Genomic DNA, 24143 nt, shown 5'->3' on the forward strand with positions numbered 1-24143 from the left:
TAATCCCCCCCTCTTATCCTATGCCCATTTTATTTATAATGTTGTCTATCATCTCATCTATTGCTTGAAATGCTTTTGCATTTGCATTATATGATTGTTGATATCTAATCATATTGTTCATCTCTTCATCCATAGATACTTGTGAGATAGATTGTCTTTGAAACTGAATTTGATTTACTACAGCTCTTTGATTTTCAGCAAAGGATGTTGTATCTTTCCCTGCGGTTCCAACTGATGCTATGACATAAGTGGTATAATCATCTATATTCATGTTAGACCCTTCAAATTCAAAACATTCCTTATTTCTAAAATCTACAATTTCCTTTGCAATAGCGTTATCTCCAGGCTCACCACTAGCAGATGCAGCTAATTTATTAGGATCGTCTAACACTGGATTTACTTGAATATTTCTCATTCCTATTGGCTTATTAGGATCAATAGGTACATAAAAATCTATTCCCGTACTTCCATCAAGGCCATAACCTGTTGAATGAATTGCATTTATTTCTGTAGCCATGGTGTTTACAAGGGTATCTAAATCACTTCTCACTTTATTGATTATGTTATCTTCCCCTTCTATACAATCCTTAAGGCCCTTTAATTTTCCATCTTTTATTTGTACATCTTTACCTGAATCCTGCCATTTTACTTCTATTTGACTTCCTTCAGGATTAGATATTTCTACTTCCATCGTCTTAGATTCATTACCATTTACTAAATCCACTCCACCTACAGTTACATTTACCATTCCATTTGGTTGTTCCGATATATCCATATCTGTAAGATATGAAAGCTGATCTATTAAAAAATTTCTTTGATCTCTGTAATCGTTGGCATCTACACCAGAAGTTTCACAATCTAATATCTTTTGGTTTAGTTCGGCTATTCCATCAGCTATTAGGTTGATTTCATCTACTGTAGAGGCAATTTTAGTACATACATCTTGTTGAATATTAGTAAGTTGTTCATCTATTTGATTTACCGTATCTGCAAATGCAACTCCACACTCTATAACAGCTGCCCTTTCTGTTATACTCTCTGGATTTTTTGAAAGTTCGTCCCATGAATAGAAAAAATTATCCATAGAAGAATATAGGCCATACTCTGAAAAAGCACCCAAAAGAGGCTCTATATCGTTTACCACGCTTGACTTTGTTTCCCAATAACCAAGAGTACTGTTTTCCTCTCTATACGAATTATCAAGAAAAGAATTTCTCATCTGTCTTACCTGTTGAATATCTACTCCTGATCCTATTTCATATAGGCCTTGAGAGTAAGGATTCCTATTACATGATATGGCTTGTTGCCTCGTGTACCCCGAAGTATCTACATTTGATATATTATTGTTTGTAACGTATAAAGATGTTTGACTTGTATAAAGACCGCTATTTGGTATCATATAACTTCCCATAGTTGAAGACATTTAACGTCCCCCCTTTAAAATAAAAATATCTTTATATTATCTCTTCAAATTAATAAGCTCCTGTATCATTTCATCAGCAGTAGTAATTATTCTACTATTTGCCTGAAATCCTCTTTGAGCTATTACCATTTCTGTAAATTCACTTGAAAGGTCTACATTTGACATTTCAAGAAATCCTACACTTAAAGTTCCTGCACCTTGAGTCCCTGGAGCATATGCTTGATTAAAATCTCCAGAGTTAGCTGTGGCCATAAAAAGGTTATTTCCTACCCTTTCAAGTCCTGCAGGATTTGAAAATGTTGCAAGACTCATCATGCCAAGCGGTTGCTGTTGACCATTAGAATATACTCCCATAATCACTCCATCTGCCCCTATATAAAAATCATTAAGTTCTGCTGAAGGATACCCATCCACATTAAGGGGGTTAACAGAACTTTCTGCATCATACATAGATACGGATTCAAAATCTATAGTCATAGTAAAGGAACCTGTTCCTGTACTTGAATCAGGTGTAACTTCTACATCTACTTTCGTATCAAATCCATCTTCTTCAACGATATTCCCGTCTTTATCAAATTTTATATATCCACTAGATGAAGAAGAACCATCAGAAGGCATTTCCCAATACCATGTAGTTACAGGATTATCTGGATCACTATCGTCCACATAACATTTTGTAAAGTTCACATCTACTTCATAGTCATTTCCTAAATCATCATATGCAGTAAAAGGCATGGTAAAATCAGCAGTTTCAGGTGGTGTTCCTATATCACTTGTACCACTTCCCTTTGGTGATTCAGAAGCATCTAAATTCCCATTTAAAACTACATTTTCAGTAGCTTTTGGAGCTATATTATTCTTATTTTTGTTATATTCATCAGAAAAGATATTTATAGGTTCTGGATCTTTAGTGGTATCAAATACATAAGTTCCATCAGGAAGAGCCTCATACTCCTGCCATCCACATACATAAAGTCCATCTGCCGTCACAAGATTTCCATCCGTATCTAGACCAAAGTTTCCTGCTCTTGTGAACATATATGCGCCACTTGGGTCTTGAACAATAAAATATCCATCTCCATCAATGGCAAAGTCAGTTGTACCTCCTGTAAGTTGCATACTTCCTTGTGTATTGATAGTATTTATAGAACTTACTGTTACACCATGTCCTAATTGCATTGGATTTGTTCCCCCACGTCCACTATCACTAGGAGCAGTTGCTCCATTAAGAGTTTGACTATAAACTTCTTCAAAGCTTACCGTTTGAGCTTTATATCCTACCGTATTTATGTTAGCTATATTATTACTTATTACATCTAATTTCACTTGGTGGGCTTGCATACCTGATACGCCCGAATACATGGCACTCATCATTTTTAAACACCTGCCTTATTAAGGATAAAAGTTTTTATAAAGTAAAATTAAAGGGTATTTTCTGTTCCTTCTTCAGGTGATTCATCTCCATTATTATCCCCGTCACCCGCTTGTGGTTCCTTTACCTCCATTACAAGATTAGTATCAATCTCTTTTCCATTTACAGAAATATATGCACTTCCGTTTTGATAAACTACAGAGTCTACTGTTCCTTCTGCTACAGTTTGAAGTCCAGTTGATTGGTCAATATCTAAATATGTAACTGTCTTTCCCATCATGGAAAAGGCCTCCATGGAATCTAGACGTCCATTCATCATTTGCATTTGCTCAAGAGCACTAAATTCTGCAAGTTGAGCTATATATTCTGTATCATCCATAGGTTCTAGAGGGTCCTGATATTTAAGCTGTGTCATTAAAAGTTCTAAAAATTCATCCTGGCCTAATTCATCATTTGCACTTGGTGGATTTAGATTTGTTGGTTGTATTATCATATCTTGATTTGTCACCGATTGAATCATTATCAATACCTCGCTTCTTCCCTCATTTTTTATTTATACTTTATAAAAAAAGCTTGGTATAATTTTGGGATAAATTTGATAAATAATTTAGGAATATGAGAAATTGTGAAATACAAAAAAATAGGAGAAAAGCATTTATGCTTTTCTCCTATTTTCTATGTTTAAATTGACTTATTCATTTTTCATATTTTATATTAAAACTATTATATACTATATTCTTGTTCTACTTGAAATCTCAATACGGTTTTCAATTTTTCTGGCTTCGTTTTTCTAGCATCATTTAAATAAATCTCTCTGTGCTTCATAGAAATTCTTTTAATATTATTTTCAGTGCAATATTCTTTCATCAACTGAAAACTTTGAGGTTCATCATCATAAGAACCTAGATGTAATATCTGTACACAATCACCTTCACATATTGTCTTAAATTCAACTTGTTCTAATAATTTATTGGGCTTTTTTTCTTTAGTTAGCTCTATTATATTACTAGCTAAATCTTCAGTTACAAAACTCGGCTGTCTAATCATTAGCTCAAAGGCTAAATTGTCCTTATCTAAAACGCCTTCAACATATTTAGTTTTATCTGCTATATCCCATACACCTTCAAGAGGATATACAGTATATTCATAATATCCACCAGGTGGATTATCCCATTTGTATGACATTCTTACGGTATATGCTAGGGAATATAGAGCAGAAATATATTCTTCAAAGGCTTTATTATTAGGGTTACCTTGTCCTTTGATCGTAAAATATTTAAAAGGTGGTATATTGATTAATTCAGGTTTTCCTTTTGGAACATAAATATTCTTCTCATGTTTTCTCCATTCCTTTTTCATAACTTCAGAACTCCTTTTTTATGTATATGGTAACAAATTATATATGTCAGCTGTATGTCATATTATAAAAATTATTTATATCTTTCTTTAAATAATATTACAAATATTATAATAAAAAATACCTACACATTTTCATATGATTTCCTTATGGTAGACAGAAAAATATAGCCTTTTAACCTTTCCCCTATGGAGCAGATTTTATGTAAAATGTGTGGATATTCAAGGCAATTTTCATATTTTTCAGATAATTCTTGCTTTTCCTATTGCATAAATAAGAAAAACATTGTATAATATTACCAATAAATGTAATAAACCAGCAGACAAAGGCGTTAACAAAAAGGAACTATGCTCCTTCATTTGTTGATGCTTTTTTTATTTAAGATTTAGAAAACTGCAAATAATATGAATCTAAAGATGTCTATTATAAATGACAATTATAGCAAATACAAAAGATAACAAATTGAAACTTATTCATCTATAATTTACATATATTTTAGGATAATCTTTGTTCATTATTAAACGATTGCAGAAATTAAGAGGAGTGAATTTATGGCAAATACTAATTTTGAAAGAGTTTTATCAAGAAAAGATGTTTTAGCTTTGGCTTTTGGAGCTATGATTGGTTGGGGTTGGGTAGTTTTAGCAGGGAGCTGGGTAGAAAGGGCTGGTGCTTTAGGTGCAATGTTAGCCTTTTTATTTGGTGGAGTTATGGTTTTATTCGTAGGATTAACTTATGCTGAACTAACATCTGCCATGCCAAAATGTGGTGGAGAACATGTATTCAGTCACAGAGCTTTAGGTGCAAATATGTCATTTATATGTACTTGGGCAATAATACTAGGGTATGTATCAGTTGTTGCATTTGAGGCAGTTGCACTTCCAACCGTTGTTGAATATTTATTTCCAAATTATATTCGATTTAAAATGTATACTGTGGCAGGATATGATGTTTATTTTACTTGGGTTTTACTTGGAGTTTTAAGCTCTGTAGCAATCACAGTAGTAAATTATTTCGGTGTTAAACCTGCTGCTTTTTTACAATGGGTCATAACCCTTTTTATTACTCTCATAGGTTTATCTTTCTTTGGAGGAGCCTTAGTAAATGGCAGTACAACAAATATGCAACCATTATTTACTGATGGTGTAAGAGGAGTATTTGGAGTTGCAGTAATGACACCATTTATGTATGTTGGTTTTGATGTTATACCTCAAGCGGCAGAAGAAATTGATATGCCATTTGATAAAATCGGGAAAATTTTGATTCTATCTGTTATTATGGCAGTATTTTGGTACATTATGATAATCATAGGTGTTTCACTTGCTATGGACAATGCATCCATCAGTGCTTCTAGTCTAGTAACAGCTGATGCAATGGGGTCTGTGTTTAATGGAAGTGGTCTTGCTTCTAAAATAATGATTATTGGAGGAATAGGTGGAATAATAACAAGTTGGAATTCTTTCTTCGTTGGAGGTAGTCGTGCAATTTATTCTATGGCCCATTCTAAAATGTTACCTTCTTTTTTAGCAAAAATACATCCAGAATACAAAACACCAACAAATGCAGTTTTATTAATTGGGATATTATCAACGTTAGCACCTCTTCTAGGAAGAAAAATGTTGGTTTGGCTTGTAGATGCAGGTGGATTGACGATAGTTGTAGCTTACTTAATAGTTTCAATCTCGTTTTTAGTATTAAGAAAAAATGAACCAAATATGCCTAGACCATATAAAGTAAAGCATGGTAAATTAGTTGGAAATATAGCTGTTATTCTAAGTTCCGCAATTATAATACTATATGCTCCTGGGGCACCAGCTGCATTAATATGGCCTTATGAATGGTTCATAATTATAGGATGGTCAATTCTTGGCATAGTATTTTATTTATGGGCCAAATTATCCTATAATGATTTTGGAGTTCACGAATTCAAATTAGATATAAAGTCATAAATCATCTTAGTCAGTTCCCATACTAATAAATTTATGTCTCCATATGGATTTCTTCTGTTTAGAAAAGTGAAAGTATTAAAAAAAGCTAGGCTTAATGCCTAGCTTCATTTATATCTTTATACCTTTTTAACAAATTGAGATTTTAATTTCATAGCTCCGAAACCATCAATTTTGCAATCAATATCATGATCTCCATCAACTAAGCGTATATTTTTTACTTTTGTACCTATTTTTACAACTGATGAACTACCTTTTACTTTAAGGTCTTTGATTACTGTCACAGAATCCCCATCATTTAAGACATTTCCATTTGCATCTTTGATAACCTTTTTATCTTCATTATTTTCAGCTTCTGATTGTGAATTCCACTCATGAGCACATTCTGGACAAACAAAAAGATTTCCATCTTCATAAGTGTATTCTGAATTACATTTTGGGCAATTTGGTAAATCAACCATAATTTCCTTTCCTCCATTCCTTATCGTTAATTCTAATATATATAAATTATTTTCAATTTTCTTTTTACAACTTCGTAAGAATAGGAATTACGAACTTGAAATTTACAAAAAAATATATAGGTAGTTCCCTATGGGCTTATATACCATCATATATACTATCATAGTCTTCTCATATTAGCAAACCTACCTACAGACTCTCCTTGAAGTTCCTTTTCCAAGTATTATGTGAGAGAAATATTTTAATTTATCTTCCCTTTCTTTAAATAGTTGTATTTCGTTTATGGATCTCACCATTATGTGATATATAGCTGAATTAATTTTTACTAGTGAGAATCTTAACATAAAAAAATACCCTCCTATTTTTTTATTGTGAGGGTATTTTATGTGAAATTTAAATTCTTATTCAATAGCTACGATTAACTGTTCCAATTGCCTACTATATAGCAATTGCTACCTCTTTATTTGCATTTTCAAATTTAGTAAGCCACTGTTCTCTTTCTACTCTTAATTTATTAGCTATTACACGATATTCTTCTTCTGTATAATGATTTCTTGGATTATATTTTTTAATATCTATCCCTTCTACATGCTTTGGTAACAGATATCCCCATTCCTTATCAGCTTCCCACTTAATGTTATCTTTTGCTATCTCTTTCATTATAGTAGTTGAAACTTTAATAGTTATTTTTTCTCCCTTATGGTCTTCTTTAGCCCCAACACTACCTGTATTTAATATAAAACACTCCATATCTGGATTTCTTTTTAATATTTCATGTAATCTATATCCTTCCTCAGCCTCAGGCCCTATTATAAAAGGGTTAGTTCCTACACATCTTTTTGATTGTCCTGCTTTTGTAGGATCTCCAGCTGAAGTTTCTATTGACTCTCCAAGCATAAATGCTGTAACAGCTTGTGACGCATTTAATTTCATAACAGGAGGAATTATATCATTCCTTCTTGTTATAAATATGATTTTGTTTGCTTTTTCAAGGTCTACACTATTATCTGTATTCTCTATTTCATTTCTTAAAACTACTCCCCTACCATTAGATGTAAGAGTTGTATCATCAAAATCTACTTTTCCATTTTCATTTATTTTTACGTTTTCAAATATTGAATTTTCGCTTGTAGCTGCTGTATATAAAACTTTCTGTCCTTCATCAAGGCCTTCAGTCTTTATAAAAAATCCATTTTCACTTCCTGCACAATATCCATTTTGATCCATAAAAATAACATCATCTTGTCTTATAATAGCCTTTTCTTCTCCACTAAGGCCATGATCATGTATTGTAAGAGTAGTTTTACCTGTTCCACTTAATCCAAACATTATAAATCCTACATCTTTCAAGTTTTCATTTTTATCTTTTACTCTTAACACTTTACTACCTGCATGTAATCCTAGTCCACCCATATTTTTTACTTTATGCATAGCCATTCTTAAGAAAGACTTTTTAGATTCACCAAAATAATCACTACCTAATATGAAAGTTATCCCCTCTTCCGGATATGCTATCATAATTCTTTCTGGCCACTCTGGAACATATATACTAACGAAATCAGGATTTTCTGTATCTATAGGATCAAATAAAGTGTTATTCCACATGTAGGCTATCCTACTATATTCCTTAGTTATATAAAGTCTACAATTAAAAGAAAATCTATCATCCATTCCCATTTTTCTATCTATTCTAACTACTTCTTTATTTTTTAAGTAATTTTTAACTTCCTTAACAATCTTGTCTGCTTTATCTCTACTAATCCCTTGTTGATCTACGCCTAAGGATATATCATCTACAATATAAGTATTCTTTGCACTTCTATTTCTTACTTCAGTCACATAACATGGACTGTTGAATTCTGTTGTAGTTTCCATATGTTTACTCATTTTTCTCAATTCATTAACATTAGGATTTATCATTACGTTTTTAAACAGTTTATCATTTATTAAGTATGTCATTAATAGCCCTCCATCGTTATATGTGTTATACTATTTCGTATTTACAACATACAATATATCATCTTTTGAAGATTTGTATAGCGTTTTTCTATAATAAAAAATAAAAAAAAGTATATTTAATATATACTTTTCAAAATAAACTTTTCTTTAATAATTACTTAAATAAATTAAGTGTGGAAGTAGATAAATAACTTAAAATAATTTGTATATTTGAATGTTTGATCTCCATAAATTGATTGGTTTATCCCTATGTGATAAAATATGTCTAATGTAAAGGATTATAGGGGTGACTTTTATTGGATAATTTACTCTTCGTATACAACATAGTTTTAACAATTTTTTTTGCAATAGATTTTACAGGCTTTTATATTATTTATATGAAAAACAGAAAAAAAGAATTTTTATTTCTAGCATTACTATATTTCCTACTTATAATAGATAATTCTATAATTTATATATCTGAATTTTCAGAGGGTTTTTATTTATTATATGAAACTAGTCATATACTTTATATAATTATTGACTCCATATATTTAGGAATTATATTAACTACTAGACTAATTATTTTAGAGGTATTTAATGATAAATTTACAATTAGGGAAAAACAGATTTGTATAGTATTACCTGTTATTTTATCCATACTAAGTATTTTTGCTCCACATGAAGTTAGTGACGTATTAATTTTTATTTCTTTTTTCACAGCCCTTTCTTATATGGCCTTTAGAATGTATAAACATATTAATAATTCCTCTAATAAATTTAATGAAAAAATATCAAAAATATATAAAATTTTTCTATGGACTATTATTACATTAAACATTTTAGGCATTATAGAGAGTATTATTTATTATATAAAGGCTTTCAGCAATTCATATGTAAACCTCATAGCATTAGAATATAGGTTCATATCCTTTGATATTATAAAGCTTTTCATTTGTATAATTGGAATAAAGAGTCTATACAGTACCTTTGAAAAACTATTTGATAAAAAAAGTACGGACGAAAAGTTGAAGGAATTTTGTATAAAATACTCTTTAACAAGTAGACAAAGAGAAATTATAGAATTAATTATAGATGGATATTCAAATAAAGAAATTAGTAGTAAGCTTCATATTGCAGAAGGAACTGTAAAGATACATATTTATAATATCTTTAAAAAAACTGATATTTCTAGTAGAAATCAAATGTTAAAAAAAATAATGGATGATTAAATTTTTTAAGTCTTGGTTAGTTCTAAAGTAGAATTTAACTAAGGCTTTTTTATTATAAATTATTTTTCCGAGAAAAATATTTAGTCTGGTGATTTTGTTTTAATGAAATGAATTAGACGTTTATCTATTTGGGTATATTTAGTATAATTTTAATATATACAATTCTATTTGATTGTAGATTGAAATAATTCAAAACACTAGAGGTGATATTAATGAACAGACTTGCGGCAAAAATAAAAGAATCCAGAATATCAGCTGGATTAACTGAAAAGCAGCTGGCTAAAAAATGTGGGTTGTCAATTAACTATATAATACAAGTTGAATCAGGTAAGAAAATTGTGAATGAAAGTGTTGCTGATAAGATTTTAAATGCCTTAGGAACTAAAGAAGAATTTGTTACAGAAGAGAGGGTTGTAGAAAAACCTAAGAAAACTAAAGCAATCATGCCTCAGGGAACAATTCCCGTTGAGCCAAACCAAACTTGGGCTGACGCCTTGGCAGGAGTTATTAAGAAATATCCAATATATGATCTATATAATAACAAGATTGTGGGCTATAAAGACTTGCCTATAATAAGTAAAAAAATTGAAGGTCATCATCCAGATAAAATAATGTTTGTAAAATGTTCAAATAACGATATGAAAGCCTTCAGAATAAAAAAAGGTGATGTGTTGACTGCCCTTGTAACTAAAGATATACAAAACCACTGTATATATTTATTTGAAATGGACGGAAGTAAAATGGTTCGACAGCTAACAAAGGAATCCAACAAAAAGGTGACACTATTAAAATGTACAAATGATAGTTCTGCTACCACTGTTGCTATGAGCAAGGTAAAGATTTTAGGAAAAATTATCAAAAATGAATTTTCCATATAATATGATTATTTAAAAATATAGTAAAATAACGATAGTATTCTTATATTAGAAAGGCTTTGGAGTACCTGCCTTTTAACTAAAGTTTTAATAATTATAGTAATTTTCCCCAATTTCCTGGTGAGTAAAAAAGTACAAGCCTTAATAGAAATGAAACTAAAATATCCATAGATTTAAACAATAGTAATACTAAAATGAGCTACATCTATCATACTATAGAGTAGCTCGTTTTAGATATGTAAATCATTTATCTTTATTAGATACTCGTGGGTATACCCCACCATTTAAATAGATTTCTCCATATGCACTGTTTCTTCTTCATCATCATCTTCTACTGTAATTAAAAACCCTTTCTTTTTCCAAAAATCAAAGCCTCCTGGAAGATGCTTATGGGTATGTAAGTAGATCTTCTCATAGCCACTCTCTTTACAAAACTGAACTATATTATCAAATAAAAGAGATCCTATTCCTTTTCTTCTTAAATCTTCATTTATATAGCATCTCCCTAGTTCTGCTGTTGTATATTCCCTATATATGCCCTTTATAGAATCAAATCTATCTATAAATTGTTTCACTGCTATAGTTCCAACTAGATGATTTTCTTTATCAAAAGCACCTATAATAGTCTTTCTTTTTTCATTTATATAAAATTCCTTCATGTTTATAATGTCATTATGGTACAGTGGATTTTCTTCACAGTTATATAATTTTTTTACCATTTTGAATAAAAATTCTTGAGCAATAGGCACTTCTTCTGTACTTATATTTCTAATATTAATCTGATCTACCATAAAATCCTCCCATTAATTTCAAGTTATATTCCACAAGAAAACATCTCTTTACAAGTTCTACAGTAGTTTCTATAACTATATGTCAAGTTTCACTTTTCTTTCAGCATGTATGGCACAAAACTCTACAACCACCATTATTTACTTTAAATTCAGGAGTTTTTTCATAACAAATTTCAGATGCATTGGGACAACGAGGACTAAATATACAACCTTTTTTATTTTTAGAACCAGTCATTTTCAATCCAGTACAATTCATCTTTTTATGAAAGTTTTTTACTGAAAACACTGAATCAAGTAGCATTTTAGTATATGGATGTTTTGCATTCTTTACAATATTTTGACCTTCTATAATTTCAACGATTTCTCCTAAATACATAACATATATTTTATCACATATACTTTCTGCTAATGCTAGATCATGAGTTATAAAAATACTAGAGAAGTTCGTCTTCTCTCTGATTTCCAATAAAAGCCTGATAATTTGTTGTTGTATAGAAACATCCAGGGCAGATGTGCATTCATCACAAATGATGATATCAGGTTTTAAACCTATTGCTCTAGCAATTACAACCCTTTGTAGTTGACCACCACTTAATTCATTAGGATATTTATTCATATAATCCTTATTAAGCCCTACAATCTCAAGCAGTTCCTTAGCATATTCCCATGCTCTTTTTTTATTCATCATATTAAAATTTATAAAGGGTTCGATTAAATATGATCCTATCTTCATTCTTGGGCTAAATGTGCTTAAAGGATCTTGAAATATCATTTGTACACTTTTATAATACTCTTTAAGTGACTTATTTTTTAAAGATGTAATATCCTCCCCCTTAAAAATCACTTTACCTTCAGAGGATTCTATTAAATGGGATATTATCCTTGCAATAGTGCTTTTCCCACAGCCACTTTCTCCAACTATTCCTACACATTCTCCCTTTTCTAAGGTAAGACTTACATTATTAACAGCCTTGAATGTCTTACCGGTATTATCCCTGAAATTTTTATGTATATCTTTCAACTCAAGAATTGTATTTTCTTTCATTATTAAAATCCTTTCAATTCAGGTATAGCAGCCAATAATTCTCTTGTATATTCCATTTCAGGGTTCATTATGACCTTTGACTTACTGTCATACTCAACTACTTTACCATTTTTCATAACCATAATCCTATCTGCCATGTATGCTGCACAGCCTATATTATGAGTAACCAAGATAATACTAGTATGAAATTTATCTCTAAGATCCATAAGTTCATTGGCTATCTGTGTTTGTGTTATTACATCGAGAGCACTTGTTGGCTCATCGGCTAAAATAAGCTTTGGCTCCATGGCAATGGCCATGGCAATGGCAACTCTTTGTTTCATTCCTCCACTTAATTGGAAGGGATAAGAATTCATAACTCTATCTACATCAACAAGATGCATTTTTTCAAGGGTATCTTTAGCCTTTTTAATTGCCTCAACCTTTGATATATCTCTATGGTTCCTAATACTCTCTACAAATTGTTTACCTATCTTTAGAATAGGATTGAGATATGAACTAGGATTTTGAAAAATCATAGCAACTTCATTGCCACGAAAATTTCTCCACTGCTCCTTATTGTATTCTATGATGTTTTTACCTTGAAACATAATTTCTCCAGAAACTACTTTAGCACCGGGAGATAATAAATTAATCATAGTTCTTACTAAAGTTGTCTTTCCACTTCCACTTTCTCCTACAATACCAACAATCTCTTTATGTCCAATATCAAAATTAATGTTATTAAGGATATTTCCTTCACTATTATATTTAATTGAGAGCTTTTTAACTTCAAGTAATTTATTCATATATTTTTGACCTCGTTCTGGTTATAAAATGATCAATATTTATCTTATAGTTTCAAACAATTATTTTACCTTTACTCTATCGTCTATATAATATATTTCTGATATAAATCTATGTATGCCATCTACTTTTTTTCTTGTTACAACTGTCCCTTCTTGATAATATAAGAATAGGGAAGCTACATCTTTCATAAGAATCTCAGAACCTTCAATTCCTAGCTTTTGCCTACGCTCCTTATCAAAGGTATTACCTAACTCACGGCAGATGTTATCAAGCTCTTCATTGCTATATTTACCAAAGTTTCCTACACTCCCTGTTTTATAACTAGCTTCTAGGAAATACTCCGGATCTGCTGTCGGTGCAGAGGTCCATCTTTCCCATATCATATCAAAATCCCCTGACTGTGCCATATTAGAATAATTTTCAACTTGAATTACTTCCATACCTATTCCTATTTCTTTATATTGGGATTGCATCGCTGTACCTATATTATTAGCATCACCACCGTGGTTAGTTCTAGAAATATATTTTAATATAATATTTTCTCCATCTATTTCTCTTATACCGTCGCCATCCCTATCAATGAATCCAGCTTTATCAAGTAGTTCCTTTGCTTTACCAGGGTTATATGAATAATAGTCTTCACCCTTATATCCAAATGGAAGCATATCATTAAATGGTCCCTTTGCAGGCACACCATTAACTATCTTAGTGGCATATGTTTCTTTATCCATACCATAACAAAGTGCTTGTCTAAATGCTAAGCTCTTCATATATGGCTTGTCCATATTTAGTCTTAATAGAAATATACGAAGATTTGGTCCTTTCTGTACTACAAACTCATCATTATTTTCAAATATATTTAAATCCTTAGCTCCTATTTGAGTAGCAAGATCAATTTCTCCCGATTGTAAAGCCATGGTACGGGTAGTCCCATCCTGTATATACTTAACATTAACCAGATCTACTCCAATATCTCCGCTCCAATGCTCTTTATGTTTCTCCAGCGTCATCCCTAAATCAGGATTAAAATCAACAACTTTAAATGCACCAGTAGCAATTGGCTTAAACTTGAAGTTTTCATCATCAGCTGCTGATACATCCACTATTATATAAACAGGATCAGCTAATTTGCTAATTAAAGTTGGTTCTGGTTTAGTTGTCTTTATGATTAGTTTTTCACCTTCAGCCGTAATAGCTTCTACAGAAAATTTCAATTCATCTCTATCAGATATTTTTAAAGCTCTCTCTATAGATGCTTTGCAGGCTTCAGCATTTACTGGATTACCATTGTGAAATTTCATACCCTCTCTTATATTGAAAACAGTAGTAATGTCATCAATTTGTTCATAGGATTCTGCTATGACAGGTTTAAAATTTAGATTTTCATCAATCTGAACAAGGTTCTCACCTATTCCGCAACGGGCTAAGGTCCATCCATTCCAGCCTTGTGTAGGCTCAAGATTAGGATCTAGCCAGAATACCGCCATATTTAAGGTCTTAGTTTCCTCTAAATTAGAATTATCTGCCTGTTGAGATTCATCTGGTCCATTACAACCAACTGCTACAAGGCATAATGAAAGAACCATTAGAAATATTAGAATCTTTTTCATTTTTATACACTCCTTATAATTTTTTATATATGCTTGGGATCAAGTAAATCTCTTACACTGTCTCCCAAAATATTAAATATTGCTACTACAATAAATATTGCTACTCCTGGATATATTAATAACCAGGGTGCCGTTTGAATATATGATCTCCCCTCATTAAGCATATTACCCCATTCCGGCGTTGGCGATTGTACCCCTAATCCTAAAAAGGATAGTCCTGCCAAGGCTAACATCATACCTCCAATATCTAAAGCAAGCTGTACTACTAATGGTGACATAATGTTAGGAAGTATATAACGAATTATAAGCTTTAGTTTTCCTACACCTGCCATTTTTGCTGCATGTATATATTCACTGTTTTTAACGCCCATCACCAAAACCCTTGTGAGCCTAGCATATTTTGTCCACCAAATTACCGATAAAGCTAGTATCGTATTCCTCATACCTGGCCCTAATATTCCTACTATAGCAATAGCAAAAACTATGTCTGGAAATGCAAGTACTGTGTCTGCTGTTCTCATTATAATGGTATCTATAAATCCCCCATATGTGCCAGAAATTATACCAATTACTAACCCCAATATGAAAACAAGACTTAAAAGCCAAAAAGTCATTCCAAGAGAAACTTTGGCACCATAGAGTATTCTAGAATATATACACCTACCTACTTGATCCGTACCAAAGGGGTACTTATTGTTAGGTTCCTCTAAAATATGTGCAAAGTCTGTTGCCAATGGGTCATTTGGAGCAAATATAGGAGCTATAATAGCTAACAAGATAGTTAATATAGCTATAGACAATGTAATAATAAAAACAACTTTTTTTGTATTTTTATTATTCATTTATAGTTTCCCCCTTTATACTAACCCTTGGATCAAGAGCTTGAGTAATGATATCTACTATAAAGTTGATACTAACATATATTAATGCCATAAAAATAACATAAGACTGTAGCAAAGGATAATCCCTATATGTTATAGCTTGTAATGCCATGGACCCTAGTCCAGGCCAAGAAAAAATATTTTCTACTATAACAGTTCCCCCTAAAAGGAGTGCAATGGATAACCCCAAGAGTGTAATTACTCCTAAAAGTGCATTGGGCAAAATATGTTTAATAATTATTTCACTTTCTCTTATGCCCCTAGCTCTAGCACCTATCACGTAGTCTTGTGTGTATTCTTCCAATATAGCTGCCCTAATTTGTCTTATATACCTTCCCATCAAGGGGATTGATAAGGTCAAAGCTGGTAAAATTACACTTTTTAGAGAGTATTGATCTGTTATCTTAAACCAATGAAGCTTTACAACAAATATATAAATCAATATAAGCCCTAACCAAAAAGCTGGAATTGATATTCCTACAAAAGAAATTCCTCTTATAATATAATCTAATAGTTTATTCTTTTTAATCGCCGATAAGATACCTAAGGTTAGTGAAAAAGCAATCAAAAATAATAATGCAACAACTGCTAATCTTACAGTCATTGAAATTCTTTGTGATAAAATATCTGCAACTGATTCCCTAGTGGAGTAGGAATATCCCAAGTCCCCAGTTAGCAAATCCTTAAGCCAATTTCCATACTGAACTATAAAAGGATCATTCAGTCCCATTTCCTCCCTTGTCTTTTCTAGTAATTCTTTTGTAGGAATAATATCATGAGATGTAAGCATCATCTCAGCTGGATCACTAGGGCTAATATAGGTAAGACTAAAGGTCAAAAATGATGCCAAGAGCATAACAATTAAAAGTTGTAGAATTCTTCTAAATAAATAACTTTTCATAATATCAACCCACCACTTAATTATTTTCAATAATAAATACTTTATTTAATAACTGTTTTTTGTATAAAAAAAGAATCACACTTCTAGTAAGACTAAATAGTATAAATGCAAGCCATAAGCCATGATTTTTATACTCTGGTATAGCAGTAAAATATCCAGTAATAAATACTAGTAGTGATATAACCATTGAATTTCTAATAGGAGCCGTATAGGTACTCCCAGTGAAAATTCCATAATAGACCATTCCGATACCGATGACAAAAGGGAATACCGCTAACCATATAACATATTCCTTACATAGAGAAATAACATCCTCTAAATTTGTAAAGATACTTATAATATGATCTTTAAAAAGTATAATAAAAGCAGACAAAATTATGCTTAGTACTACCGTACACACATTTGAAATAGATATCACGTCTTTATATTCTTTTACATTATTCTCCCCAACACATTTACCAGCAAAAATACTTGAGGCATTAGACAGCCCATCATATATATAGGATATAATATATTGTATTTGATATAATACTGCATTAGCTGCCAGTATAACTGTTCCTAACTCAGTACCCTTAGCGATAAACATATTAGTCATGATTAAAAGGCAAACTGTTCTTATCATAAGGTCAGCATTCACCCCCATTATTTTTTTGATTGCAACCTTATCTAAAAGTTCACTTTTATAATTTAATATTTTAAACATGTTTATCTTTGTGGATATAATATAGTTTCCTATTATAAATCCATAAAACTGAGAAATAAGTGTAGCATAGGCTACGCCTGCTATACCCATCTTCAGAAACATTACAAAAACTATATCTAGGATAATGTTTAGAACATTTGTAGAAACTTGTAAAAACAATGTTTCCTTTACATATTTTCTTCCCATCAACCACCCTAGATTTACATATCCTATAAGGACACAGGGAGCACCCCAAATGAGTATCTTAAAATACGTAATAGCATGAATGACAACATCAGGTTCTGGATTATATATGTACATAGCTATATTTCTAATAAAAACTTGTAATATAATAAACACACTACTTATAATAAGTGCTATCAAAACGGGTCTAAAATAAGCATAATAACTATCTTTTTCATGCTGGCTACCTAGTGACTGTGCAGAAAATCCCGAAGTACTAACTCTTAAAAATCCAAATAGCCAATACAAGGTATTAAATATAACCGCTCCAATTGCAACTCCTCCAATGTATGATGGATGCTCTAGTCTGCCAATGACAGCCGTATCTACTGCCCCTAAAAGAGGTTGGGTTACAGTGGATATAATAAAAGGTATTGCCAGAGATAAATATTCTTTATAGTTCATAGATTTCCTCACAATTTATAATGTTATTTTTATTAGGCCTATAACCCTTAAGCACATTAAACCTAAGTTCTCAAAAAGCCTATTGATGTAAGTCTAAAATGTACTTTAGAATGGTTTTTAAAATCACCCTTTTTAGCTTTATATACTTAAGTTTCATCATGGTGATTTTCCATAAAGATAATTAGTGAAAATAATAAAGTCTCTTAGCAAACGCTAAGAGACTCTTTTCCCATCTAAAAAAGTAACTTTAAAATAACTAGACCGAAATTTATCCCCTTTCGTCTAACCTTATTATCATTTAAGGCAGGTCTCCTGACTTGTAGTTCAATCTCATTCTACCCTTCCCAGATATTTATCCAGTGGCGTTTTAGAATTCGTCCCTACTTACAGTGGTGGGTCCGTGTCGGATTTTCACCGACTTCCCTATTCTCCTTTTCTTACAAGGCACCTTAACATAAGTATTTAATTTTAGATATTATCAGAGTAGTCCTTCTAGAAGATTCATCTTTTAGAGTAATCCACCCAAATTCCTTTTTCATAAATTACTTTAATACATATTTAAATATTCCATTTATAATTATATAAATGTTATATCCAAAATGCAATAGAATTTATCTGTTCTCTTATTCAAATAATAAATCCTTATTCCATAGCCACCACTTAAGTACATCTGTACAGCTTTTAATTTAAACTCTTTTGAGTATTTATTTATCTTTTATTAATTTCTTGACTAAATTAATAAAAGATAGCATTGATTTTAATCAGTGCTACCTTTCTATCATACATAATATTCTCTAGAAGTTTGTTGTTAAATTACTTCTTTGTATCAATTATATTTTGTATTAGAGCTTTACATTTTCCACAATCAGTTCCTGCTCCTGTTACTTCTCCAACTTTTTCAACTGTATCTGCCCCATCTTTAACTGCATCAACTACGGCTTCCATAGAAACCATTTTGCACCCACAGGCTAATGCTAATATTTTTTTTATATCTTTAATACAATTACCGCAACCTGTTCCTGCTCCTGTAATTTCTTGTATTTCCTCTATAGTACGAGCACCACCAACCATTGCTTTCCTAATATCACCATAACTCACTTGTTTACAGTGGCAAATAATTCTATTTACAGGTATAAGAACAGCCGTTACATAAAGATCTCCATCAGTTCTCATAGAATGCATTGTTCCAGCAGGAGCAATAAATACATCTCCTACCTTTAACTCTACTTCCCCATCTGCTAATACGCCAAACCCTGAACCCTTTATGCAATAAAATACTTCATCTTGAGTTGCATGTTCATGGAGAGGAACTTTTGTATCGGTAGTGATATGATATACCTTTGTTTCAATAGCTTCTTTTATAGCATTTAAATCCATACTCTCACTCCTTGTCCAGTTATTATTACCTTTACAATTCACACTTCTAAATTCTCTAGGACTAATGCCTGTATATTTTTTAAAAAACCTTGTCATATTAGATGATTCTGTAAAACCTAATTCATTGGCAATTTCACTGATACTCTTTTGTTCAAAACATAGTTTAAGTTTTATTTTAAAAATAAGTTGTTGAATAATATATTGCTTTGCGGACATATCAATAGCTTTCCGTGTCATTAAGTTAACTGTTTTTTTAGAAACATGCATCATATTAGCATAGCCTTCTACAGTTTTCTCTTTATGAATATATTCTTCCACTAATTCAGTGAACTGTATAAAAATTTCATTTTTTATCTGTCTTGAAGCCTCTTCTCCTAAGATACTGTTCAGTATTAATAGGGCAAAAGTTCTGAAAGCTGAAGCCATCACTTCATAATTTATAATGCTATCAGTATTTGTGTACATACCATGTATTATATCTAAAAGTTTTGTTAAGGTTGAAGCATGTACATCTATAAAATTCACATGGGGATTCAAATAGCTTTGCTTAAACAAATCTTTTACTTCAGAAGTATTATTACTTAAAAATTCACATAGAAATCCCTCTGTAAACATAATTAAATACCCTTCTAAATTATGAAACTCACTATAGCTATGAACACGGTCCTTTGAGATAATTAAGATTTCACCTGGTCCAATGGTATATTCTAAAAAATCAATTTCATGAATACATTTACCTTCAGTAACAAAAATCAAGTTGTAAAAATCAGTACGAAAATGCTTCTTTATGAAAGAAGTATTTGCAGATTCAAAAAAACTTTTCAAGGATATAATTTCGAAACCTTTATTTTTTTTCCTATTTCTAAACTTAATCTTTTCTACCTTGCCCATATTATCTCCTTATATTTCACCGATTGTACTGTAAAATTTCATTTCATCATAACCACCAACAACACCTAATTATATTATTTATAGTACATCTAAAGTATTATTTAAATTAAGGCCGTATTTAAAAATAATATTATATATAAGTTTTTTAATGGAACCTTAATATAAGGTTCCATTATATAGTATTTTAAGAACATTTCTATTTAACTATGCCCTAAGTTTTTATCCTCTAAATTCTATCAATTCTCCGTCAGGACCCACAAATACTACTCTACGCCAACCTTCTTCTCTTGCCTCTCTTGCTCCAACAGGGTGAGGTTCAGTATCAACAGGAATACCAGCATTTATTAGACGGGTATAATCCTCGTCAAAGTTATCGCTCTCAAGACAGAAATGAAATCCTTTATTTGTTGAACCAGTGGACACATGTATCAACTCTAAAGTGGTATCGCCTAGTTTAAGATAAACTATTTTTTCTACTGTGGGTACAGGCACATCATGTTCATAATATTTTTTGAACCCAAAATGTTCTTCGTAAAAATTTATAGATTTAGCTCTATCCTTAACAATAAATGCTACATGATCGATTCGTTTAAACATAGATTATTCCTCCCAATATATGTTGAAATTAAAACTAATAATACTGTCACCGATGACAGAACACCATAGTCCATAAAATTACCTTCCTACACTAAGAAACTACCCTTATTATATAATTCTTTCTTCAATTTCGTAATGTTATTCCTATACCAAAAACAATCATAACGAAACCTTTTAATGCTAATAGGGAATATATCAATAATTAAAAAACACCCAAATATCACCATATGCTAGGTAAAATATAAGGGTGTTGTTTTAAATAATTGTTTTTTGTTTTCATCCGTTAATCTGCTCTTTGTACTTTTCTCCCCATATGCACATAGAATCGAGTATTGGTTTAAGACTACTTCCTGTTTCTGTTAGAGAGTATTCAACCCTTGGCGGCACTTCAGCATAGACTTTTCTCTCAACAAGCCCATCTTCTTCCATAGACCGTAGTTGTTGAGTAAGAACTTTTTGACTAATTGACCCTATGGATTTTTTTAATTCTCCAAAACGCTTAGTTCCATTTATGAGGTCTCTTAATATTAATACCTTCCACTTATCTCCTATAAGTGTGAGAGTTGTTTCAACTGGACAAAGTGGTAATTCTTTCTTCACAAAATCACCTCCTATTAGTTACCTGTAGGTATCTATAGCACTTTCAAGTGCTTACTTGCACTAGTCTACTATAGGATTTATTATATACACGTGGCCACTATAAATCAAATTAACCCAAGGTAATTGAATAGAAAATTCATTATTACTTTTAAATATTTCAAAATGTATTAAATAATCTATAACTTTTATAAGGAGATGTTGAATATGAATGGAGTAGTAAAATTTTTAAGTGAAAACCCAGTACAATACTTTGCAACAATTGGATTAGATGGTAAACCTAAGGTGCGTCCTTTCCAATTTATGCTTGAGAAAGATGGAAAGTTATATTTCTGTACTAGTAATGAAAAGGATGTTTTTGCACAACTTAAAGAGTTCCCATATGTTGAGATTACAACTTCAAGCCCAACATTTGCATGGATCAGACTTAGTGGAAAAGCTGTATTCTCCACTGATATAGAAATTAAGAAGGCTGTACTTGAAAGCAGTGAGCTTGTAAAATCTCTATACCAAACACCAGAAAATCCAATCTTTGAAATTTTCTATCTAGAGGATGCACAGGCAGTTATGGCTGACTTTTCTGGGAATCCTCCTGTAGAATATACTCTTTAGTCATACTATAGATAAATGAAAATATGGAAATAAGTCCTGAATGTTTTCATACACCCAGGACTTATTAATTTAAGCTTAAATATTCTTATTTCATTAATAGTTTTGTTTATATGGAATCCAATAGATTCTATTATAAAATGTTGAGATAAGTGAGCCTCCATGTTTTAAGGAGGAAAATACAGTAGCTACAAAAGATTATATTTAAGTGTGTTTCAAATGGAGAACGTAGTTCAATTACAAGTCTTTCAGGTGCTCCGACTAAGATATTAGAATAATACTTTTTACTTTTAATCCCAATAAGGAAGTATTACTACTTTCTTGGGATTTTCCACATAACGAAAGGAGTATATTATGAAAAAAGAAACACTTTTAAATAAATTGTTATCATATTTCATTGCTGAAAATAATGAAATGAAAATTATGGATATGCCCTCTGATTATATAGAAAAAAGAAGGCTCCTTAGGGTCTTAATGAATATAAGAATCCCCCAGCCTATAGATTCTAATATCCTTAAGCTTCACGATGATTTTTTATTAGAAGAAACTAAAGAGAAAAATATAGTAAATCCATATGAATTACACACTGTAGCTGAGGACTTTAATGAAACTAAAACACCTCTACTGACAAAGCTTGTTCTATGGCAGGGTGACATTACTACAATAGCTGTAGATGCAATAGTTAACGCAGCTAACTCAAAGATGCTTGGCTGTTTTGTTCCACTGCATAGATGTATAGATAATGCCATACACTCTGCCGCCGGTATAGAGTTAAGGCTTGAATGTAATGAGATTATGGAAAAGCAAGGCTTTGATGAGCCTACCGGTCATGCAAAAATTACAAAGGCTTATAATCTTCCAAGTAAATATGTACTCCATACTGTTGGCCCTATAATATATGACAATCTATCAGAGGAGGATTGTAGGCTACTTGCATCATGTTATACCTCCTGTCTTGAAAAAGCTAGTGAATATGATGTCATTAAGACAGTTGCCTTCTGCTGTATTTCTACTGGCGAATTTAGATTTCCAAAGAATATAGCTTCAAAAATTGCGGTAGAAACAGTATGCAATTGGCTTAAAGTAAATCCCAATAGATTTGATAGAATCATTTTTAATGTTTTTACGAGGGAGGATTATAATGAGTATGCCAGATTATTTAGAGAATATAACTAAAGCAGTTAAGTTTATCAAAGAGGCTGATTATATACTTGTAGGCGCTGGTGCTGGCCTTTCAGCATCTGGTGGTCTAAATTATGGTGACAGCAAGTTATTCAAGGAGTGGTTTCCAAAGCTTTCAGAGCTTGGTATCAATACCATAGCAGAGGCAATTTCTCTATATTGGAGTGCAGATGATTTAAACAGGAGAAATTTTTGGGCTTATTGGTCCAATCATATTAATAAAATACGCTATGAGGTCCCGGCACTAAAACCCTATCTGTATCTATTTGAGGTACTAAAAAGCAAAAACCATTTTATTATAACAACTAACGTAGATGGTCAATTTATTAAGGCTGGATTTAATAAAGAAAAGATATTTGCACCTCAAGGTGATTACGGTCTTTTTCAATGTGAAAAGCCTTGCTGTTATGAACTTTTTCATAACAGGATATTTATTGATAAAATGATTTCAAATATGAATAATGATGAGTTTGCTGTGCAAGAAGATGATATTCCACACTGCCCTAAGTGTGGATCATATATGACAAAAAACCTTCGGGTTGATAATACCTTTGTGGAAGCTCCACATATGAAAAATCAAAATGATTATATAGATTTTGTAAATAACTCAATGAATGGTAAATTAGTACTTATAGAATTGGGTGTAGGCTTTAATACACCTGTTATCATTCGTTGGCCTTTTGAAAGAATCACATCAAGACACCCCAACGCAGTCCTTATTCGAATAAATATGGACTACCCTGAAGTACCTCAAGAAATATCATCAAAAAGCTTATGTATCAGTAACAACATTCTGAAAGTAATAAATGATATTAAGACTAAGAAAATATAAGGAATATCTTCAGATAGAGGCAGGGCTTGTCTGCTATTTAACATTAATTCCTTTTGCCGGGCATGTTGCAACGGTGGCTTTTACAAAAGAGGGACATGCGCCCATAATT

Annotated in this window: 23 protein-coding genes and 1 riboswitch; of the genes, 6 read left to right on the forward strand and 17 right to left on the reverse strand. The window is 31.5% G+C overall.

Translation table 11 applies throughout. The features are described 5' to 3' along the window. Positions 1-13: 13 nt before the first annotated feature. From flgK to CCE28_RS07080, 4 genes are all read right to left on the reverse strand, one after another. On the reverse strand, positions 14-1423 hold the full coding sequence (flgK, locus tag CCE28_RS07065) for a flagellar hook-associated protein FlgK (RefSeq protein ID WP_095132380.1): 1410 nt from the start codon (positions 1421-1423) through the stop codon (positions 14-16). Between the two features lie 36 nt (positions 1424-1459). Further along, positions 1460-2794, reverse strand: a complete 1335-nt coding sequence (locus tag CCE28_RS07070; protein WP_330396826.1) for a flagellar hook protein FlgE — start codon at positions 2792-2794, stop codon at positions 1460-1462. 50 nt (positions 2795-2844) lie between these two features. After that, a complete protein-coding gene (locus CCE28_RS07075; RefSeq protein ID WP_207652865.1) occupies positions 2845-3315 on the reverse strand; it encodes a flagellar hook capping FlgD N-terminal domain-containing protein in 471 nt (156 codons plus the stop codon). Positions 3316-3518: 203 nt separating this feature from the next. Continuing rightward, the gene (locus CCE28_RS07080) at positions 3519-4154 is read right to left on the reverse strand and encodes a GyrI-like domain-containing protein (RefSeq protein WP_095132384.1); all 636 of its coding nucleotides are present in this window, start codon (positions 4152-4154) and stop codon (positions 3519-3521) included. A gap of 549 nt (positions 4155-4703) precedes the next feature. Here CCE28_RS07080 and CCE28_RS07085 point away from each other — a divergent pair. Then, a complete protein-coding gene (locus CCE28_RS07085; protein ID WP_095132386.1) occupies positions 4704-6101 on the forward strand; it encodes an APC family permease in 1398 nt (465 codons plus the stop codon). Positions 6102-6217: 116 nt separating this feature from the next. Here the strand turns inward: CCE28_RS07085 and CCE28_RS07090 are convergent, their stop codons facing one another. From CCE28_RS07090 to CCE28_RS07095, 3 genes are all read right to left on the reverse strand, one after another. Further along, positions 6218-6559: a zinc ribbon domain-containing protein YjdM gene (locus CCE28_RS07090; protein ID WP_095132388.1), complete on the reverse strand. Its 342-nt coding sequence runs from the start codon at positions 6557-6559 to the stop codon at positions 6218-6220. Positions 6560-6742: 183 nt separating this feature from the next. Beyond that, a complete protein-coding gene (locus CCE28_RS22190; protein WP_176461707.1) occupies positions 6743-6901 on the reverse strand; it encodes a hypothetical protein in 159 nt (52 codons plus the stop codon). A gap of 94 nt (positions 6902-6995) precedes the next feature. Next, positions 6996-8516, reverse strand: a complete 1521-nt coding sequence (locus tag CCE28_RS07095) for a phosphoenolpyruvate carboxykinase (ATP) (RefSeq protein ID WP_095132390.1) — start codon at positions 8514-8516, stop codon at positions 6996-6998. 377 nt (positions 8517-8893) lie between these two features. On the opposite strand from CCE28_RS07095, the gene CCE28_RS07100 reads away from it, so the two are divergent. Both CCE28_RS07100 and CCE28_RS07105 read left to right on the forward strand, forming a co-directional pair. Further along, positions 8894-9727 carry a response regulator transcription factor gene (locus CCE28_RS07100; protein WP_141228330.1) on the forward strand — a complete coding sequence of 278 codons (834 nt, stop codon included), beginning with the start codon at positions 8894-8896 and terminating at the stop codon, positions 9725-9727. Between the two features lie 212 nt (positions 9728-9939). After that, on the forward strand, positions 9940-10605 hold the full coding sequence (locus tag CCE28_RS07105; RefSeq protein WP_095132394.1) for a helix-turn-helix domain-containing protein: 666 nt from the start codon (positions 9940-9942) through the stop codon (positions 10603-10605). 281 nt (positions 10606-10886) lie between these two features. On the opposite strand, the gene CCE28_RS07110 is transcribed toward CCE28_RS07105, so the two are convergent. From CCE28_RS07110 to CCE28_RS07155, 10 genes are all read right to left on the reverse strand, one after another. Beyond that, the gene (locus CCE28_RS07110; RefSeq protein ID WP_095132396.1) at positions 10887-11393 is read right to left on the reverse strand and encodes a GNAT family N-acetyltransferase; all 507 of its coding nucleotides are present in this window, start codon (positions 11391-11393) and stop codon (positions 10887-10889) included. Between the two features lie 100 nt (positions 11394-11493). Continuing rightward, positions 11494-12438 (reverse strand): ABC transporter ATP-binding protein, encoded by a 945-nt coding sequence (locus CCE28_RS07115; RefSeq protein WP_095132398.1) that lies wholly within the window; start codon positions 12436-12438, stop codon positions 11494-11496. 2 nt (positions 12439-12440) lie between these two features. Continuing rightward, positions 12441-13226: an ABC transporter ATP-binding protein gene (locus CCE28_RS07120; RefSeq protein WP_095132400.1), complete on the reverse strand. Its 786-nt coding sequence runs from the start codon at positions 13224-13226 to the stop codon at positions 12441-12443. A gap of 60 nt (positions 13227-13286) precedes the next feature. Beyond that, positions 13287-14837 (reverse strand): ABC transporter substrate-binding protein, encoded by a 1551-nt coding sequence (locus tag CCE28_RS07125; RefSeq protein WP_095132402.1) that lies wholly within the window; start codon positions 14835-14837, stop codon positions 13287-13289. A 23-nt stretch (positions 14838-14860) separates the two neighbouring features. Then, positions 14861-15679 (reverse strand): nickel transporter permease, encoded by an 819-nt coding sequence (gene nikC, locus CCE28_RS07130; RefSeq protein ID WP_095132404.1) that lies wholly within the window; start codon positions 15677-15679, stop codon positions 14861-14863. After that, entirely contained in the window at positions 15672-16619 is a 948-nt protein-coding gene (gene nikB / locus CCE28_RS07135; protein WP_095132406.1) for a nickel ABC transporter permease, read from the reverse strand. Before nikB ends, nikC begins: the two co-directional genes overlap by 8 nt. 16 nt (positions 16620-16635) lie before the next feature. Continuing rightward, positions 16636-17949 carry an MATE family efflux transporter gene (locus CCE28_RS07140; protein WP_095132408.1) on the reverse strand — a complete coding sequence of 438 codons (1314 nt, stop codon included), beginning with the start codon at positions 17947-17949 and terminating at the stop codon, positions 16636-16638. A 285-nt stretch (positions 17950-18234) separates the two neighbouring features. Next, positions 18235-18416, reverse strand: a riboswitch (cobalamin riboswitch). 346 nt (positions 18417-18762) lie between these two features. Further along, positions 18763-20217 carry a (2Fe-2S)-binding protein gene (locus CCE28_RS07145; RefSeq protein ID WP_095132410.1) on the reverse strand — a complete coding sequence of 485 codons (1455 nt, stop codon included), beginning with the start codon at positions 20215-20217 and terminating at the stop codon, positions 18763-18765. A gap of 219 nt (positions 20218-20436) precedes the next feature. Further along, positions 20437-20814 (reverse strand): VOC family protein, encoded by a 378-nt coding sequence (locus tag CCE28_RS07150; RefSeq protein ID WP_095132412.1) that lies wholly within the window; start codon positions 20812-20814, stop codon positions 20437-20439. A 276-nt stretch (positions 20815-21090) separates the two neighbouring features. Beyond that, the gene (locus CCE28_RS07155) at positions 21091-21414 is read right to left on the reverse strand and encodes a winged helix-turn-helix transcriptional regulator (RefSeq protein ID WP_095132414.1); all 324 of its coding nucleotides are present in this window, start codon (positions 21412-21414) and stop codon (positions 21091-21093) included. A 204-nt stretch (positions 21415-21618) separates the two neighbouring features. Here CCE28_RS07155 and CCE28_RS07160 point away from each other — a divergent pair, with 204 nt between their 5' ends. The 3 genes from CCE28_RS07160 to CCE28_RS07170 all read left to right on the forward strand — a co-directional run bounded on the left by CCE28_RS07160 (position 21619) and on the right by CCE28_RS07170 (position 24034). After that, a complete protein-coding gene (locus CCE28_RS07160; RefSeq protein ID WP_095132416.1) occupies positions 21619-22023 on the forward strand; it encodes a pyridoxamine 5'-phosphate oxidase family protein in 405 nt (134 codons plus the stop codon). A 351-nt stretch (positions 22024-22374) separates the two neighbouring features. Next, positions 22375-23196: a protein-ADP-ribose hydrolase gene (locus tag CCE28_RS07165; RefSeq protein ID WP_095132419.1), complete on the forward strand. Its 822-nt coding sequence runs from the start codon at positions 22375-22377 to the stop codon at positions 23194-23196. Next, positions 23162-24034, forward strand: coding sequence for an SIR2 family NAD-dependent protein deacylase (locus CCE28_RS07170; RefSeq protein WP_242972925.1), 873 nt, complete (start codon positions 23162-23164; stop codon positions 24032-24034). The genes CCE28_RS07165 and CCE28_RS07170 overlap by 35 nt, the downstream gene beginning before the upstream one ends. Positions 24035-24143 lie beyond the last annotated feature (109 nt).

Origin of the sequence: Anaeromicrobium sediminis (genome assembly GCF_002270055.1) — a bacterium.
Lineage (GTDB): Bacteria > Bacillota > Clostridia > Peptostreptococcales > Thermotaleaceae > Anaeromicrobium > Anaeromicrobium sediminis.

What these genes read in the sequence shown, in the direction of transcription:
- flgK (WP_095132380.1), bottom strand. Translation starts at nt 1,423, where the DNA reads ATGTCTTCAACTATGGGAAGTTATATGATACCAAATAGCGGTCTTTAT.
- CCE28_RS07070 (WP_330396826.1), bottom strand. Translation starts at nt 2,794, where the DNA reads ATGAGTGCCATGTATTCGGGCGTATCAGGTATGCAAGCCCACCAAGTG.
- CCE28_RS07075 (WP_207652865.1), bottom strand. Translation starts at nt 3,315, where the DNA reads ATGATTCAATCGGTGACAAATCAAGATATGATAATACAACCAACAAAT.
- CCE28_RS07080 (WP_095132384.1), bottom strand. Translation starts at nt 4,154, where the DNA reads ATGAAAAAGGAATGGAGAAAACATGAGAAGAATATTTATGTTCCAAAA.
- CCE28_RS07085 (WP_095132386.1), top strand. Translation starts at nt 4,704, where the DNA reads ATGGCAAATACTAATTTTGAAAGAGTTTTATCAAGAAAAGATGTTTTA.
- CCE28_RS07090 (WP_095132388.1), bottom strand. Translation starts at nt 6,559, where the DNA reads ATGGTTGATTTACCAAATTGCCCAAAATGTAATTCAGAATACACTTAT.
- CCE28_RS22190 (WP_176461707.1), bottom strand. Translation starts at nt 6,901, where the DNA reads ATGTTAAGATTCTCACTAGTAAAAATTAATTCAGCTATATATCACATA.
- CCE28_RS07095 (WP_095132390.1), bottom strand. Translation starts at nt 8,516, where the DNA reads ATGACATACTTAATAAATGATAAACTGTTTAAAAACGTAATGATAAAT.
- CCE28_RS07100 (WP_141228330.1), top strand. Translation starts at nt 8,894, where the DNA reads ATGAAAAACAGAAAAAAAGAATTTTTATTTCTAGCATTACTATATTTC.
- CCE28_RS07105 (WP_095132394.1), top strand. Translation starts at nt 9,940, where the DNA reads ATGAACAGACTTGCGGCAAAAATAAAAGAATCCAGAATATCAGCTGGA.
- CCE28_RS07110 (WP_095132396.1), bottom strand. Translation starts at nt 11,393, where the DNA reads ATGGTAGATCAGATTAATATTAGAAATATAAGTACAGAAGAAGTGCCT.
- CCE28_RS07115 (WP_095132398.1), bottom strand. Translation starts at nt 12,438, where the DNA reads ATGAAAGAAAATACAATTCTTGAGTTGAAAGATATACATAAAAATTTC.
- CCE28_RS07120 (WP_095132400.1), bottom strand. Translation starts at nt 13,226, where the DNA reads ATGAATAAATTACTTGAAGTTAAAAAGCTCTCAATTAAATATAATAGT.
- CCE28_RS07125 (WP_095132402.1), bottom strand. Translation starts at nt 14,837, where the DNA reads ATGAAAAAGATTCTAATATTTCTAATGGTTCTTTCATTATGCCTTGTA.
- nikC (WP_095132404.1), bottom strand. Translation starts at nt 15,679, where the DNA reads ATGAATAATAAAAATACAAAAAAAGTTGTTTTTATTATTACATTGTCT.
- nikB (WP_095132406.1), bottom strand. Translation starts at nt 16,619, where the DNA reads ATGAAAAGTTATTTATTTAGAAGAATTCTACAACTTTTAATTGTTATG.
- CCE28_RS07140 (WP_095132408.1), bottom strand. Translation starts at nt 17,949, where the DNA reads ATGAACTATAAAGAATATTTATCTCTGGCAATACCTTTTATTATATCC.
- CCE28_RS07145 (WP_095132410.1), bottom strand. Translation starts at nt 20,217, where the DNA reads ATGGGCAAGGTAGAAAAGATTAAGTTTAGAAATAGGAAAAAAAATAAA.
- CCE28_RS07150 (WP_095132412.1), bottom strand. Translation starts at nt 20,814, where the DNA reads ATGTTTAAACGAATCGATCATGTAGCATTTATTGTTAAGGATAGAGCT.
- CCE28_RS07160 (WP_095132416.1), top strand. Translation starts at nt 21,619, where the DNA reads ATGAATGGAGTAGTAAAATTTTTAAGTGAAAACCCAGTACAATACTTT.
- CCE28_RS07165 (WP_095132419.1), top strand. Translation starts at nt 22,375, where the DNA reads ATGAAAAAAGAAACACTTTTAAATAAATTGTTATCATATTTCATTGCT.
- CCE28_RS07170 (WP_242972925.1), top strand. Translation starts at nt 23,162, where the DNA reads ATGAGTATGCCAGATTATTTAGAGAATATAACTAAAGCAGTTAAGTTT.